This window comes from Endozoicomonas elysicola (genome assembly GCF_000710775.1).
GTDB classification, from domain to species: Bacteria; Pseudomonadota; Gammaproteobacteria; order Pseudomonadales; family Endozoicomonadaceae; genus Endozoicomonas; species Endozoicomonas elysicola.
On record NZ_JOJP01000001.1, the window covers coordinates 4,477,215 to 4,492,946 of the forward strand.

At 48.0% G+C, this 15,732-nt stretch carries 15 protein-coding genes; all 15 read right to left on the reverse strand.

Going from position 1 to position 15,732, the window contains the following annotated elements:
* Positions 1-4: 4 nt before the first annotated feature.
* The 15 genes from zipA to GV64_RS18890 all read right to left on the reverse strand — a co-directional run bounded on the left by zipA (position 5) and on the right by GV64_RS18890 (position 15,236).
* A complete protein-coding gene (zipA, locus tag GV64_RS18820; protein WP_020581330.1) occupies positions 5-1,189 on the reverse strand; it encodes a cell division protein ZipA in 1,185 nt (394 codons plus the stop codon).
* A 260-nt stretch (positions 1,190-1,449) separates the two neighbouring features.
* The gene (gene smc / locus GV64_RS18825) at positions 1,450-4,959 is read right to left on the reverse strand and encodes a chromosome segregation protein SMC (protein ID WP_020581331.1); all 3,510 of its coding nucleotides are present in this window, start codon (positions 4,957-4,959) and stop codon (positions 1,450-1,452) included.
* Between the two features lie 311 nt (positions 4,960-5,270).
* On the reverse strand, positions 5,271-6,443 hold the full coding sequence (gene ccmI, locus GV64_RS18830) for a c-type cytochrome biogenesis protein CcmI (protein WP_033402724.1): 1,173 nt from the start codon (positions 6,441-6,443) through the stop codon (positions 5,271-5,273).
* Between the two features lie 2 nt (positions 6,444-6,445).
* The gene (locus tag GV64_RS18835) at positions 6,446-6,991 is read right to left on the reverse strand and encodes a cytochrome c-type biogenesis protein (RefSeq protein WP_020581333.1); all 546 of its coding nucleotides are present in this window, start codon (positions 6,989-6,991) and stop codon (positions 6,446-6,448) included.
* A complete protein-coding gene (locus tag GV64_RS18840) occupies positions 6,988-7,566 on the reverse strand; it encodes a DsbE family thiol:disulfide interchange protein (RefSeq protein ID WP_020581334.1) in 579 nt (192 codons plus the stop codon). The genes GV64_RS18835 and GV64_RS18840 overlap by 4 nt, the downstream gene beginning before the upstream one ends.
* Entirely contained in the window at positions 7,563-9,563 is a 2,001-nt protein-coding gene (locus tag GV64_RS18845) for a heme lyase CcmF/NrfE family subunit (protein ID WP_020581335.1), read from the reverse strand. The genes GV64_RS18840 and GV64_RS18845 overlap by 4 nt, the downstream gene beginning before the upstream one ends.
* A complete protein-coding gene (gene ccmE, locus GV64_RS18850) occupies positions 9,553-10,053 on the reverse strand; it encodes a cytochrome c maturation protein CcmE (RefSeq protein WP_020581336.1) in 501 nt (166 codons plus the stop codon). The genes GV64_RS18845 and ccmE overlap by 11 nt, the downstream gene beginning before the upstream one ends.
* Positions 10,050-10,373, reverse strand: coding sequence for a heme exporter protein CcmD (gene ccmD / locus GV64_RS18855; protein ID WP_020581337.1), 324 nt, complete (start codon positions 10,371-10,373; stop codon positions 10,050-10,052). Before ccmD ends, ccmE begins: the two co-directional genes overlap by 4 nt.
* A complete protein-coding gene (locus GV64_RS18860) occupies positions 10,373-11,107 on the reverse strand; it encodes a heme ABC transporter permease (protein WP_020581338.1) in 735 nt (244 codons plus the stop codon). The genes ccmD and GV64_RS18860 overlap by 1 nt, the downstream gene beginning before the upstream one ends.
* Positions 11,104-11,250, reverse strand: coding sequence for a hypothetical protein (locus GV64_RS25980; RefSeq protein ID WP_020581339.1), 147 nt, complete (start codon positions 11,248-11,250; stop codon positions 11,104-11,106). Before GV64_RS25980 ends, GV64_RS18860 begins: the two co-directional genes overlap by 4 nt.
* On the reverse strand, positions 11,243-11,941 hold the full coding sequence (gene ccmB, locus GV64_RS18865; RefSeq protein WP_020581340.1) for a heme exporter protein CcmB: 699 nt from the start codon (positions 11,939-11,941) through the stop codon (positions 11,243-11,245). The genes GV64_RS25980 and ccmB overlap by 8 nt, the downstream gene beginning before the upstream one ends.
* Positions 11,928-12,602, reverse strand: coding sequence for a cytochrome c biogenesis heme-transporting ATPase CcmA (gene ccmA / locus GV64_RS18870; RefSeq protein ID WP_236633009.1), 675 nt, complete (start codon positions 12,600-12,602; stop codon positions 11,928-11,930). Before ccmA ends, ccmB begins: the two co-directional genes overlap by 14 nt.
* Positions 12,603-12,967: 365 nt before the next feature.
* Entirely contained in the window at positions 12,968-13,426 is a 459-nt protein-coding gene (locus tag GV64_RS18880) for a rhodanese-like domain-containing protein (RefSeq protein WP_020581343.1), read from the reverse strand.
* Positions 13,427-13,668: 242 nt separating this feature from the next.
* On the reverse strand, positions 13,669-14,391 hold the full coding sequence (locus tag GV64_RS18885; protein WP_020581344.1) for an RNA polymerase sigma factor FliA: 723 nt from the start codon (positions 14,389-14,391) through the stop codon (positions 13,669-13,671).
* A 2-nt stretch (positions 14,392-14,393) separates the two neighbouring features.
* Positions 14,394-15,236, reverse strand: a complete 843-nt coding sequence (locus GV64_RS18890) for a MinD/ParA family ATP-binding protein (protein ID WP_157236923.1) — start codon at positions 15,234-15,236, stop codon at positions 14,394-14,396.
* Positions 15,237-15,732 lie beyond the last annotated feature (496 nt).

A 15,732-nucleotide genomic window follows, 5' to 3' on the forward strand; every position in this document is an offset into this window, starting at 1 on the left:
AAAATTAATGAACTGGCTGTTTAGCCAGCTGCTTTCGCTCATACTCACGAATACGCTGACGACAGTGTTCCAGGGTTTGCTGTGTCATTACGCTAAACTGTTCATCCTTCAGCTCACCGCCCAGATCAAGAGCCAGGCGACGCGCCGTCTCTTCCATCAGGGCAAACGCCTGCATAGGTTTTTCAGGTCCGGGAAGACTCATAAAAAGACTCAAAGCCGGTGTTTCAGTGGCTTCCAGATTATCAATGGTAAAGGTACCCGGCTTTACACCATTGGCCATACTGAAAAGAATCTTTCCGGTGCCATCGGCGTTGCTGTATCGATGGAAGATCGACATATCACCAAAACGCATACCTGAAGCAAGCATTGACTGCATCAGTTGTTCACCAGCAAAAATACCACCTCCTTTTGACAGCACGTTGATCACGATAACTTCACTGGCTGGGGGACGGTCCTTTAACTTCTCAGCCTTTTCACGGCCTCCCAAGTTAAGCTCTTTCTGTGGGTTTGGATTATCTCTAGCAGAAACTTCACGCTCCTGAATCGTTGCCTTACCCTTGCTGGACGCCACCCTTGGTCGACTGACAAACTCTTCCGGCTCGGCACTCAGCCTGGAGGCTTCACGTGAGCGTACTGATCGGTCAGGGCCTTCAGTTCGTGAAAAGCCTTCGCTTTGTAGAACATCTTCAGATGGTGAAAAACGTTTAGCTCTACCAGACTGATGAGATTCATCCAGATTCATCAATACCGGTACAGGTTCGCCAAGGTCCAGCGCTCGCTGAGACTTGGTTTTTTCTGAAAATTCAGGTGTATCAGCCAGCTCATCAGAATAAGCGTCTGTATCTGGCTCTTTAACAGTGGGTTTCGGATGTTCCCTCTGCCTTGATGGTTCAGAGTATACCTGCTCATATTCAGCATAACCCTCTGAATAATCGGCACTTGAAAAGTCAGGCTCAACACGTTCCCTCAGTTGATCTTTTCTTGAGTGTGATTCGTTCGACGAGCGAGAGCGTGCTCCACCATTAGGAAGCTCACTGGAAAAGTCATCGTCATAGCCTTTGACCTCTTCCAGGCCAAAGCTGAGCTCTGATGCTCTTTTTCTGGCCAGCCGCATCCTGCGATAACCATCAGCCAGTACACCGATGATTACCAAAATTCCAATGAGTATTAGCCAATCTCGCAAACTCATGTCCTTGCTGCCCTATAGACCTTGAAACAACGCCCCGAATTGCAGTCTGTTTCCCTGTGATAACACTTTATGTCAAAACATAGACCGTCGTCATTTATCACATCTGAATTAATTACTGCTGCAATCGACCAACGTTGCAATATTACAATAAAAAAATAACAAATTAAGCTATGTTCTTCTGCTTTACGCGTTTTATAGACTGCTTTCACTCAAAGTCATAGCTTATTTATCCAGTTCTAAAATCCTGGTATAGCGAGTGTTTATAACTCCGCCATGGCCGCTGCCTGCTCAATATCTACCGATACAGGTCGAGATACCCCAGGCTCATGCATGGTCACACCCACCAACTGGCTGGCCGCCTGCATGGCTATTTTGTTGTGAGTAATATAAACAAACTGCACTTTATCACTCATTTCAGACACCATTTTCGCATACCGACCCACGTTGGCATCGTCCAAAGGTGCGTCAACCTCATCCAGCATACAGAAAGGTGATGGATTCAACTGGAAGATGGCAAATACCAGGGCAATCGCCGTCAGTGCTTTTTCACCACCGGATAGCAGGTGAATGGTACTGTTTTTCTTTCCTGGTGGCTGAGCCATTATAGCCACACCGGTATCCAGAAGATCATCCCCTGTTAATGCCAGATAGGCCTGACCACCACCAAACACTCGAGGAAACAGCTCCTGCAAACCAGAGTTCACTTTATCGAAAGTAACTTTGAACCGTTGCCGGGTTTCCTTGTCAATCTTGCGAATCGCATTCTCCAGCGTATTCAGCGCAGACTCCAGATCATCATTCTGGGCATCCAGGTACTGCTTGCGCTCCGACTGGGTTTCGTACTCTTCAATAGCCGCCAGGTTTATTGCACCCAGCCGCTCAATTCTTGCCGCAATTTTCTCCAGATCCTGCTCCCACGCCTGCTCTGAAGCATCATCAGGAAGGTTTTCCAATACGGTTTCAAGATCAAACTGATCTTCTTTTAACTGTTCAGCCAGTGTCGTTCGGCGAACCTGCATTCCCTGCCAGTCCATTCTCAGCTTTTCCAGCTGCTCACGAACCTTCTGGGCCTGCTGCTCGGCAGCATGACGCACTTTTTCACCAGAGCGAATCCGCTGTTCAACTTCTTCAAGAGCAATCCGGGCCTGCTGCATCGCCTCTTCTTCCTCAAGGCGCCTGGCCAGTAATTCTTCCAACTGGTCTCGCAGATCCCCTTCTGGTGAATTGGATTCCGACATGGACTCACGAAGAAACTCTCTTCGCTCTCGAAGCTTGGTAGCTTGCTGGCTCAATCGTTCAATAGCGGCTTTCAAAGAGCCAATCTGTGTATTGATGGATTGCTGCCTCAGGGCCAGCTGATGAGACCGCTCTTTATCAAATCGAGCCTGATGACGTACGGTTTCAAGGCGGGATTGGAATTTTTCCCGCTGTTCCTGCATCTCTTCCCGCCGACCAATATCCTGTTCCATATGGTCAAGGGCTTCCTGCAACCGCATTCGTGATTCGCCAATCACTTCCTGCTCAAGCTGATACTGCTCGCGGACTTCCTGCAACTCATGATCAAGACGACGACGACGCTCTGAAAACTGTTCAAGTCGTACTTTTCGAGCCCCGAGGTCCGCCCTCACCTCACCCTGACTGCGATTAATACCCGACAACTGCTTCTGGAGCTGCTCCCTCTGAACTTCATGTTGCTCCAACGCCGCTCTTGCACTATCGAGCTGCTCTTTCAGTATCAGGCTATTTTCTTCCAGTGTGGCCAGCTTTTCAGCTAAAGCTTCCATCTCTTTCTGGCGTTCAAGCACACCAGCATTATTTTCCACACCTCTGCTGACCCGAAGCCAGCCAGAGGATAACCAGATGCCATCCATGGTGATAATGGACTCACCGGGTTGCAGTTTGGATCGCAGTGAAAGTGCAGTATCCAGAGACTCTGCTGCATAAATTCCAGCCAGTAGAGGTAATGCTTCCTGACCGCTGACTATCTTTTCAGCCAGCAGTGGCAGCTCGCTCAGAGAAGGTGAAGAGCGCAACCCATTTCCTGCTTCCAGCAGTAACAGTGAACCCTGCTCCAATGAACCCAGAGCCTCGGCAACTGGGTCAAAGTTATCCAGACATACCGCCTGCAGACTATCACCCAGCACGGTCTCAACCGACCGTTCCCAGCCGGCTTCAACGTTAAGCTTATCCATCAAGCGGGGATGATCCGTGAGTCGCTGCTGCTCGAGCCACTCAATGGTTCCGGTATCCTGATGCATTGAGGCCTGATGCAAAGCCTCCAGTGAGGCATGACGTCCACGAACCATGCTCAGTTCATCACGGTTGTTTTCCAGCTCAGCGGTCAATTGCTGAACCAGGCCACGTTGATGCTCAACCGCCTCAACACTTTCTTCTATTCGGAGTTCTACCGTCTCTGCCGTCAGTTCCAGCTCTGTCAGTTTTTCAGAAAGCAGCTCCATCTCCTCCTGATCTTCACTGCCTCCCAGCGCTGCTGACTCTTCTTTCAAGCGGCCTTCACGCTCCTGCAGTCTTCCCATCACCTGCTCAGCATGGTTGATACGGGACTGCTCAACTTCTGCCGTTCGCTTTGGCTCATGAGAACGCTGGTTAAACTGGTCCCATTCCTGCTGCCAGCGCTGCATGGCCTCTTCAGCCTGAGCCAACACATCACCAGAGTCGGACTCCTGATCTTGCAGCATCACCAGTTCAGGCTCAAGCTCAATCAGCTCTTCCTGAAAAGCTTCCAGTTGCTGCTGATCATCCGCGAGCTGTTCCCGCGCCTCTTCCCAACCCTGCTCTACTTGCTCAAGATCACGACTTAGCTCTTTTGACCGTTCTTCCCGGTGTTGCAGCGTCTGCTCAATACGGGTAACTTCATTTCCTGTGCTGTAGTAGCTGGACTGGGTTTCATGAAAACGGTCACTCAACTCCATCTGCTGAACACGGTCTTCTTCCATGGCAGCATCAGCAGAACGTTGTTGGCTGATCGCGGCTTCCAACTGCACTTCAAATTCACGAATAGCCTGTTCCTGAGACTGGGCGCCGGTATTGATGGTCTGCCACTTCAATGCTTGCAGCTGCGCTTTTTTCAGCCGTTCTTCAGCTTTATATTCTTTATACTTTTCTGCAGACTGAGCCTGGCGCTGAAGATGCCCTAACTGACGCCCCAACTCTTCTCTCAGGTCGGTGAGACGCTCAAGATTTTCTTTTGTTCGACGAATCCGGTTTTCGGTCTCACGACGACGCTCTTTATAACGGGAAATACCCGCAGCCTCTTCAATAAATACCCGAAGCTCTTCCGGTTTTGATTCAACAAGGTTGGAAATGATGCCCTGACTGATGATGGCATAACTCCTGGGACCCAGACCGGTCCCAAGAAAGACATCCATAATGTCCTTACGGCGACATTTACTGCCATTCAGGTAATAGATATTTTTTGCATCAGAGTTAACAGTACGCTTAACGGAGATTTCCCTATAGGCGGCAAACTCCCCCGTAACCCGCCCTTCGTTGTTATCAAAAACCAACTCAACAGAGGCCTGGTTTGCTGGCTTACGGCTGTTAGAACCCTTAAAGATAACGTCCGTCATCGACTCGCCACGCAGATGTTTGGCGGAAGACTCCCCCATTACCCAACGAACAGCATCAATGATATTAGATTTACCACAACCATTGGGGCCAACCACCCCACACATATTGGAGGGAAAGTGAACCGTTGTAGCATCCACAAAAGATTTGAATCCGGCCAGTTTGATGGATTTTAAACGCATCGTTTCCTTTAGCTCTTCACTGTCGGGGCCCGGCTCTGTACACAATATACGAGCCTGAATACTGACCAATAGTTCACGCTATGGGGCTTTATGCTCCGGTAAAACCACCATTCATAGCATGCTGCTTTGGGCTCCGGTTCCTTGTCATAGCGAATCGTTTATTTGAAAGAATTTATATTTCTTTCAATCCAGATCTTACACATTACCACAGTTAATAGAAAAGTCGCCTTTTCCGAAATGAAAAAGGCGACTTCCATTATTTTTAATAACTTGAGACCGCTTTTAAGTACTTTAGTTCAAAGAATCACAGTTTACCCTGCTGGCGTAAAGGTAAGCCTGACCGGCTCGGTTGCCGAGGTTTTCACCCCTTTAGCCTGCACCTGATAATCAGGGGACATCACATTGCCAGTGAGGCTGATCCGTGCCGTGATATCAAGGCTCTCGATTGATGACAACAGCTGTCCACCCATCATCATCGCACTGTTATCATCAAGTAAAACTTCCCGGGGAAGATCTCTAACACTCAGCGGAACAGCAACCACGGGGGGCTGTTTAGCATCACCGGCAGGGCGGGCAAAGACCACCACACGCGCATCATCCGGCAGTTCACCCATCTCTGGGTCCAGATCAATCATGACCCGAAGAGCAACCACGGTATCACCCAGCATTGAGCGAGCCTGATTAATGCCCGCACTTAACGACTGCCGCGCTGTCGGATCGACTTCATGGGTCAACGCCAGCTGCCAAGCGGCAATCGCTTCCTGGTAGTTACCATTGGAAAAGGCATCAATCCCCTTCAATCCTAGTGCCGTGGTATTTTGACTCTCCTTCAGCAGTGTCTGCTCATAAAGCTCCCGGATTTCAGGTGTCACCACATTATTGCTGCTTAAAAACAATACCTGAGCCAGTTCTGCGGTTACCTGGGGATGCCCATTACTGATACTGGCAAGGTGTCGATAGGTTTTAACCGCTTCATCCAGCTTGCCTGCTCTCAGGTAATGGCTGCCCAGCATGAACAGCGCCTGATTATTCTCAGGTCGTTTGGCCACCCAGTCTTTAAGAACGGTTTCCACCTGTTCGCTATTGAGGTGGCCATTTCTCATGGCGTTGACTACCGCAATCTCGGTGGTTGCACCCAGCTTAAAATAAAGGAGTACAGCGGACACAGGCACAATCAGTGCAATGAGCAGTGCAAACCCCGGCTTTTTCAACAGGGAATATACGCTGGCTGGCGGTTCATCCCCTAACTCATCCGCCAGTTTTTTCTTTAACTCCAGTTTCAGCTTTTCTGCTTCTTCTGCTGACACCAGCCCCTGCTGGAGCTGCCAGTCGAGATCTGCCGTCTGATCACGAAAACTGGCAACGTTGGCAGATTCTTCAGATTCACTCTCATCAGGAGCTGATACTACTGGTTTAATTAATGGCCAGACAGAAACCAGAACAGCAATGGCAATCAGCAATGCGGCAACTAACCAGAACTCCATCATTACTCCTTACCATCCGTTTCTTTATCTTCTGATGAACGCTCGCTCAAAGAGTTTGCCAGAAATCTATTCAGCTTTTGATCCAGCAACGCTTCCTCTTCGACGCTCTGTCCATCAGGAACACCCTGTGAGGATTCCGCAACAGCCGCTTTATGCTTGCGAACGACAACAACAAGCACTGTCAGACCTGCCAGCAGCAGCAACAGAGGCCCAAGCCAGAGCACAAGGTTCACCCCTGAAAGACGGGGTTTGTAAAGCACAAAGTCACCGTAGCGGGCGAGCATAAAATCGACAACGGTCTGGTTGTCTGCCCCTTCATTTAACAGGCGGTGTACTTCTCGCCGAAGATCCTGGGCAATGGGGGCATTAGAATCAGCTATGGACTGGTTTTGACACTTTGGACAACGCAGCTCATTGGTGAGTTCGAAGAAGCGCTGCTCCTGCTCAGGATTAGAAAACTCATAAGAATCGATAACACCATAAGCCGTGCCCATAAACAGAATGGCTGACAACAGAATGATCAATCGGGAGGTTATGCGCTTCATCATATGGCCTCCTCTTCATGATTATTTGCCGTTGCTTTGAGCGCCTTCTCTTTCAGATGCCTGAACCTGGGCTCAAGGTCATTTTTCCAGACATTAGCATCAACAATACCGACATGCTTATACCGAATAACGCCCTGATGATCGATTAAATAGGTTTCCGGTGCGCCATAAACGCCCAGGTCTATGCCCAGAGAACCACTCTTATCGTTGATGCTGAAGCGATAAGGATCATGCAGCGTCTTCAGCCACTTTCTGGCTTCAGGCTGATCATCCTTATAGTTCACACCGTAAATGGGGATGCCTTTATTGGCCAGATCCACAAGGTATGGATGCTCTACACGACAGGCAGGGCACCAGGTGGCCCAGACGTTGATCAGGGCGACTTCACCCAGCAGGCTCTCTCTGGTCACTGTTCTGTCAGGATTCTTAACCGTTGCCAGTTCAAATGTCGGTAAAGGCTGATCCAGCAAGGCGGATGGCAGCTCTCCCGGGTTATCCCGGAATAACGCCACATAAAACATCAGGCAAAGCCCGAGAAAAATCGCCAGCGGCAAAAACAGTTGCAAACGTCGCTTCATGCGCTGGCTACTCCCTCATTTCCAGACGGTCTCAATGCGCTCACTTTCTGACGAACTTTCATTCTGTATCGCCGGTCTGAGATCGCCACAACACCACCAAGTCCCATAAATATGGAGCCCAGCCAGATCCAGCGGACAAAAGGTTTAATATGCAGTCTCAGGGCCCAGCTGCCGTCATCACCCAATGGCTCCCCCAGCGCAACATAGATATCGCGGGTTAGCCCTGGGTCAATGGAGGCTTCTGTCATGGGCATCTGCTGCGCGGTATAGACTCGCTTCTCAGGGTGCAGCACGGCTATTTGACGACCATTTTCGTATACAGTCACTGAACCGTATTCGGATGTATAGTTAGGGCCGGGTTGTAACCTGACACCATCAAAACGGAACTGATACTCACCGAGCGTTACCCGGTCACCGGGAGCCATCCGCAAGTCACGCTGACTGCTGTAACCACTAGTGATTGCGACACCAACAATAGTGACGGCCAAGCCCAGGTGCGCCAGATGCATCCCGTAATACGCGGGTTTCAGTCGCGTTAATGCCTCCATCAGTCCATTTTTAGCGCGGGTGTTTCGGGTTTTATTCAGAATATCCCGGATCATGGTGAGCAGGATCCACAGCACCAGTGCCATGGCCAGCACTTCACTGATCAGGAAGCTTTCACCGTAGAACAGGCTGAACCCTAAACCACCAATAATGGATACCAACAAAATCCATCGGGTCTGGCTGATCAACCATTTAACGGAGCCGTTCTTCCAGTTGAGCAAAACACCAAAACCCAGGGCAAAGGCCAGCAACATGGCCATTGGGACAAACACAAAATTAAAATAAGGAGGCCCAACTGAAATCATGCCCATATCGAGAGATTCCAGAAGCAGCGGGAATAAAGTTCCGAGAAGCACGGTCGCAGCACTGGCGGTCAGCAAAATATTATTGACCAGCAGCAGTGTTTCTCTGGATGCTATGGAAAAACTGATTCGACTGCGTACCTCAGGTGCCCGGAGGGCAAACAGCGTCAACGATGCACCGACGACAATCATCAGGTAAAAGAGGATAAAGACTCCTCTTTCCGGGTCATTGGCGAAAGCGTGGACCGATGTGAGCACACCAGAGCGAACCAGGAATGTACCCAGCAGGCTCAACGAGAAGGTAAAGATGGCCAGCAGCAACGTCCAACTCTTAAACAGGCCTCTTTTTTCTGTCACTGCCAGAGAGTGGATCAGTGCCGTTCCCACCAGCCAGGGCATCAGAGAGGCATTTTCCACTGGATCCCAGAACCACCAACCACCCCAGCCTAGCTCGTAATAAGCCCACCAGCTACCCAGTGAAATTCCCAGGGTCAGAAAAACCCAGGCCACTGTCGTCCATGGTCTGGCCCAGCGAGCCCAGGCAGTATCAAGCTGTCCACCCAGAAGTGCGGCAATGGCAAAGGCAAAGGCAACGGCAAAACCAACATAGCCCATGTAAAGCATGGGTGGGTGAACGATAAGGCCAAAATCCTGAAGCAGTGGGTTCAGGTCTGCACCATCTTCCGGAGGAAAAGGCAAGATCCGGTTAAAAGGGTTTGACGTCAGCAGAGTAAACAGTAAAAAGCCAACGGTAATCATCCCCATGACGGAGAGCACCCTGGCGGAGAGTTCAGGAGGCAGGCGGTAGCTTTTAAGTGCGACCATCGCCATCCAGCCGACTAGAATCAGGACCCACAACAGAAGCGATCCCTCGTGACCACCCCAGGTGGCACTCACTTTATACTGTACAGGCAACAGACTGTTTGAGTGCCTGGCGACATAATCCACAGAAAAGTCGTCAGTAATAAATGCCCAGACCAGGCATAAAAAAGAAAAGCCGACAAAGGCAAACAGACCCCAGGACAGGGAACGGGCCTGATTCATCAAACGGATATTACCGGTGTAACTGCCCACCAACGGGAAGATACTGAGCAAAAGACTCAGACACAGAGCAATAATCAGAGCCAGCAGGCCAGCTTCAGCTTCCATCTTGCAGACTCCTCAACTCACTTTGAGCAGTGGTTTGTGCAGCCGGCTTTGAGTAACCCGACTTTGGATGTGCATCATCAATGGCTTTCTGCACTTCCGGGGGCATATAGTTCTCATCATGCTTGGCCAGCACTTCCGACGCTTCAAAAACGCCGTCACTACTGAGTGTCCCCAGAGCAACGACGCCAGAACCTTCAACAAACAGATCTGGCAGAATACCCTCATAACGGACAATCACTTCTCCCGCACCATCACTGATGCGAAAGCTCACCTTCAGGCTTTCGGTATCACGCTCAACTGAGCCCGGAACCACCAGGCCACCACCACGCATCCGCTGACCAACCGGAGCTTCACCAGCAGCCATCTGAGCGGGAGAGAAGTAGTGATTAATGTTCTCGCGAAGCGCAAACAACATCAGAGCCACAGCCAACCCAACACCTGCCAGCAGCAGTAATACGAGTATTAATCTCTGTTTGCGAACTGCATTCATTGGGCGCTCCTCTCTACAGACTCAGGGCTTTCTTTCTGTCGCTCAGCGCGATGTTTTTGTTGTGTGCTTTCAGGGTTGGCAAAGCGTTGTTCAAGGTCATTACCACTGACTGTAGTGGCCTTGAAGTCATTTACGACGACTTTTCTTTTGACCAATCGTTCCTGTCGTCTTACTTGCGCAACTACCTGCCGTTTTGCCATAACCGGTGAAATCAGATTGTAAGCAATCACTACCGCAGCAACGGCGTAGGCACTCCAGACATAAAGCCCATGCCCCTCCATGGCCAGAAAACCACTCCAACTGTCAAAATACATAGACATTAACTCACCAGCTCTTTTACCCAGCGGGTCTTTCTTTCACGACTCAGAATTTCTATACGTAGACGAAGCACCATGACCAGGGTAAAAAACAGATAAAACCCAAGAATCGCCAGTAGCAGGGGCCATAACATTTCAGGAGCCATGGATGGTTTTTCGGTCAGTTTCAGTGTGGCGCCCTGGTGAAGAGTGTTCCACCAATCCACAGAAAACTTGATGATCGGGATATTCACAACCCCCACCAAACTCAAAATGGCACAGCCTTTAGCGGCAGCTTCTGTTGTCTGGATGGCACCACGCAGGGCAATAATCCCAATATACAGAAAGAGCAGAATCAGCATGGAAGTCAGGCGCGCATCCCATACCCACCAGGTTCCCCAGGTTGGCTGCCCCCAGATTGCTCCGGTAGCCAGAGAAAGCACACAGAAAGAAGCGCCAATAGGTGCCATGACTTTCAGCGCCATATCAGCCAGCTTGATTTTCCAGATCAGGGTCACTGCTGCAGCGGTTGCCATCATCATATAAACCGCCTGAGCAAGGAATGAGGCAGGCACATGAATAAAGATAATTCGGTAACTATTACCCTGAAGGTAATCCGGAGGTGTGAATGCCAGCCCCCAGACAAGCGAGACCAATATCAACGCGAAGGATGACACCTGAAGCCAGGGTAGCCATTTCCCGCTGATATCATAAAACCACTTGGGAGAACCCAACTTATGAAAAAACGTCCAGTTCATAATCTTGTTCTACTTACTGAGGCCGCTACCAATGCGACCTGATTTTGCAGGGACACAATGCTGGAAATCTCTTCACTTTTCAAGAAATTGCCCGAATAAAGAGCAACCTCTTTACCATATCCTGAAGAAAATTCATTACTCATTAATCACCCTTAATGCCCCCGCAATAGCCAGTGGCGAAAGACAGATCCCAAGTATCAGAAAAACAGACAACCAGAGAATGTGGCCTGTGTATGGCATGTTTTGAACTGCTGCATTCACTGCCCCGGTAGCAAAAATCAGTACCGGTATATAAAGCGGTAGAGCCAGCAAAGTCAGCAATACACCTCCTCGCTGAACTCGTACGGTTAACGCAGCACCAATGGCACCCGCCAAACTCAGTACTGGAGTTCCCAGTAGAAGGGTTATCATAAGAGCAGGAAATGCTTCCGATGGGAGGTGCAGCATCACAGCCAGCAGAGGCGCCATCAGTGTTAAGCAAAAACCACTGGTCAACCAGTGGCTGAACACTTTTGCTAATACTAATATGGGAAGCGGATGTGGCGACATTAATAATTGATCCAAAGCCCCATCGTCCTGGTCACTTTTGAATAACGAGTCCAGAGAAAGCAATACGGCTAATAAAGCACCAATCCAGATAACTCCAGCCGCCAGTTCTGACAACACTTCCCTATCGGGAGCAATGCCAAGAGGAAATAGAGTGGCCACCATCAGAAAGAATGCCATGGGGTTGATGGCCTGACCGGGAGAACGAAAAGTCAGCGTAAGATCCCGTCGAATCAGAGCGGCACAAGCAGAAAGGCCATTCATCGACGTTTTTTCAAAACTGGCCATTGTCTGCTCCCTGCTTTTCGAAAACAGCTTCTTCGATATACGCCTCTGCTGCAAAAGTTTCTAACCGAAGCTTGCGCAGATTCCCTTTTAAATTGCTTAAAGACTGATGGCTTGTAACTAAAACCATTCCTCCTTGACTGGCATGTTCATCAAATAACCCTTCAAGCCAGGCAACGCCCTCTGCATCAATTGCAGTGAAAGGTTCATCAAGGATCCAGAGGCTGGCTTGACTGGCAACTAAACCAGCAAAAGCAACACGCCTGAGCTGCCCGGCGGACAAGTGACTGCAGGGAATATCTTCATAGCCCGCCAGATGAACACGATGAAGCGCTGCCAATAAGCCTTCACGGCTTACCGTTGTATTAGCAAGCCGGGATCGCCAGGCAAGATTCTCGAGGGGGGTTAAATCCAATTTCAAACCAGGCTTATGGCCAAGAAAGAAGCAGTCCAGGCGGAAGTCAGCATAAACCTTTGGCATCGGCTGGCTGTTCCATAAAACATCACCGGTATAGCTTGATGACAGACCAGCAATTATGCGGAGTAATGAGGTTTTTCCGGCACCGTTTCGCCCTTCAATCTGGATCATCTCTCCAGGGGAGAGCACAAAGGACAAGTTACTGAAAAGCAACCTGTCGTCTCGCTCACAACTCAACTGAACCACACTCAGCAAAGAGAACTCCCGAATTTCTTATCATCTACGATAAATTTGATGCACATATCGGGATCCAGCATGAAAGAGACAAAGCCTTGTCTTTACCAGACCTCTTTTAAGGAGCATCGGCTCGCGATTATATCAGGAATCTTTGGCAACTGCGGAGCTAAATACTATTTAGAGATATGTATGGAGTTAGCTGAAATTATAACCAAATCCCCCACAACAAAATCGAAAGCAAAGTGGGCAAGGATATCTGTGGTTATAAGCTTTACGAAACAAGAAAAAATCAAACCTTAACAATTTGAGAAATCAGATTGTATCTTTCATGTTAAGGCTTGCTGTGAGAAGCAGGATTGACAAAGCTTACCTGATCAATCCATGACTCGCGTGGTATAAGATTCATCCACTGGGTCCGACTTCAATGTAACCGGGTAATCCAGAGCCAGCCATGAGAAATATCCATCGCGAAGAAAAAATACCCGCTCATAGCCCCATAGCGCTGCAAGGTAACTGCCTATAGCTCCACGCATGTGGTAAGTACTGTTACCATAAATAACTATCGGTGCTTCTTTCTCCAGCACTCCCGGTACCAGCAGTTGACGAAACCCTCCTCTAAGATCAAGACTGTGAGAACCATCTACGTGCCCGAACTGCCACTGCTGGTATGGCCGCACATCTATAAAAAGTGCTCCAATATCATGAAGTCGCTTAGCTTGGTGGGTATTAATGGTAATTACACCATTTATTTGCTCTGGTGCTTCTTCTTGAGCCGGAAGAATAAAAGAGAAAGCTGACAGCAAAAGTGCAGCTGGAATAGAAATCCATTTCATATGATGCAGGTCCGTTATTAAACAACTCTAACCAAAAAGTATATGGAGCCAAGACCCAGCTACTTGGAATAATAAGAAGCTAAAAAATAATTTTTCAAACCAATAGAGCATATAACCGGACTATTTTTCTAAAACCGCACCAATTCAACTGAACTCTGTCAATATAAAAAAATTAAACCATCCATTCACAGCCCCCGACAAAAACCCGTCAATAAATAATTCAAGAGTGGCTGGCTGAGAGCTTAGCTCAGCCAGTTTTGAAGCCGTGATCTCAAACGCAATGCAGCCTGCGAATGAATTTGACTAACCCTTGATTCACTAACACCCAATATCTTACCGATTTCTTTCAAATTCATTTCTTCATCGTAATAAAGCATCAACACGAGCTTTTCTCTTTCGGGCAGCTTATCGATAGCTTCGATCAACGCTGTTTTGAATTTGTCTTCCTGAATATCTGCTGATGGTCCTCTATCCCCAGAGCGGGCCTGCATTCTAGACTCTTCACTATCAAACAATTCTTCATAACTGAAAAGACGACAACCTCTGAGGTCACTGAGAATGGTATAGTATTCATCAATTTTCACATCAAGCTCTTTTGCCACCTCAGTATCCCGGGCATCTCTCCCCAGCTTTGCTTCAACCACCTGAACAGCTTCTGTAATACGACGACTGTTTCGATAGACTGATCTTGGACCCCAGTCGCCTTTTCGAATTTCATCCAGCATTGCACCCCGAATCCGAATACCCGCAAAGGTTTCAAAACTTGCTCCCTTGGTCGCATCATACTTTGACGCAGCTTCCAGTAAACCAATCATGCCAGATTGAACCAGATCATCAATCTGAACACTGGCTGGCATTCTCGCCGCAAGATGATTTGCAATTCTTTTTACCAATGATCGATGCTTAACAACCATTTCTTCCATGGTTGGTTTCTTTGTTTGCACTTCCTGTGCAGTCGCTGTCATGATTAGATCCTCTCCTTGATCCTACCAGGCAAAAAGAATTCGATACGACCTTTTGGCTCAGGTACCGGTAATTTAGATAACTGATGTCCAATTCTGTGAAAAGCTCGCGCGGCTCTACAGTCATTATTTACAGATAATAATGCTGACTGCTTGAATGCTGCTTCACTTACAGCCTTGTCATATGGAATTGCTCCCAGATAGCTTAAAACTATCTGCTTATCGTCTTTCAGGTATTGCTGTAGCTTCTCAAACTGCTTTGCACCGCCTCTTCGACTACTGACCAAATTAACGACTATGTAGAACTGATGTACATTAAACACTTGATACAAAAGTCGAATTTGTCGGACAGCATCAACTACAGAAACATCCTCCTGGTTAATAACAACCATTACTTCTGTCGCTGCCTGAATGAGCGTTACATTATCCGGGGCTAGCCCCGGAGCAGTATCAATAATCAACGTATCCAGATCTGATGCAAGATCATCCATGCCCTGAATCAGTTCAACCGCTTTGATAATCTGAATATTGTCCTGCCACTCCCCGTCAGCATCAGGAGTATAAACCCTCACTCCTGAAGGTCCCTCCAACAGGACTTTCTGCTGACTACTTATCTCTTCTTGTGAAAATCCGGAAAAAACAAATTCAGACGACAACTGATCTCTTTTAACCTCTTCATCCAACCCAAGGGTGAACTCAACATCAGGTACCGAGAGATTACCATCCATCAAAACGACACGCTGACTCAGCTTTGTTAAAGCCAGAGCAAGATTAACCGCAACCACAGTTTTACCAACACCTCCTTTACATCCCGAAACCGCAATCACTCTTTTCTTTACTTGTGTCATTGTTCTCACTTTGTTTTTCCCATTGCTCAAGAAGTGCATATAGAAAAACGACAAACTATATACATCAATGAACATGCCAACTTTTTTAAAAAAAATGAAAACATCAATACAGCCCAAAAATATCAAAACCAAAAAAACCATAAAAGCAAAAAAATCATAACCATCTGTTTTTATTGTTATTTTTACATTCTGATTATTTGTAATTCGTTATTTTTTTGACATAGATTAATTTTCGGTCATTCCAGAAAATTCTTGAACGCTTTTTTGAATTATTGAAAAAGGTAATTATTTGACAGTGTCACTTTATAGTGACACGAAACTGTCACTCTTCATTAGAGAATCAAAGGATAAAAATCGTAGAATTTTGCCAAACCTGGAAGTATCAGGATGCGCACTCATAAAAATCACTTCGTAAGAAACATAAATTTAAAACCATGAGCTCACTTACCCCCCCCTTCTCTTAAAAAAAATACTCCAACCTTTTTTCATCGAACAG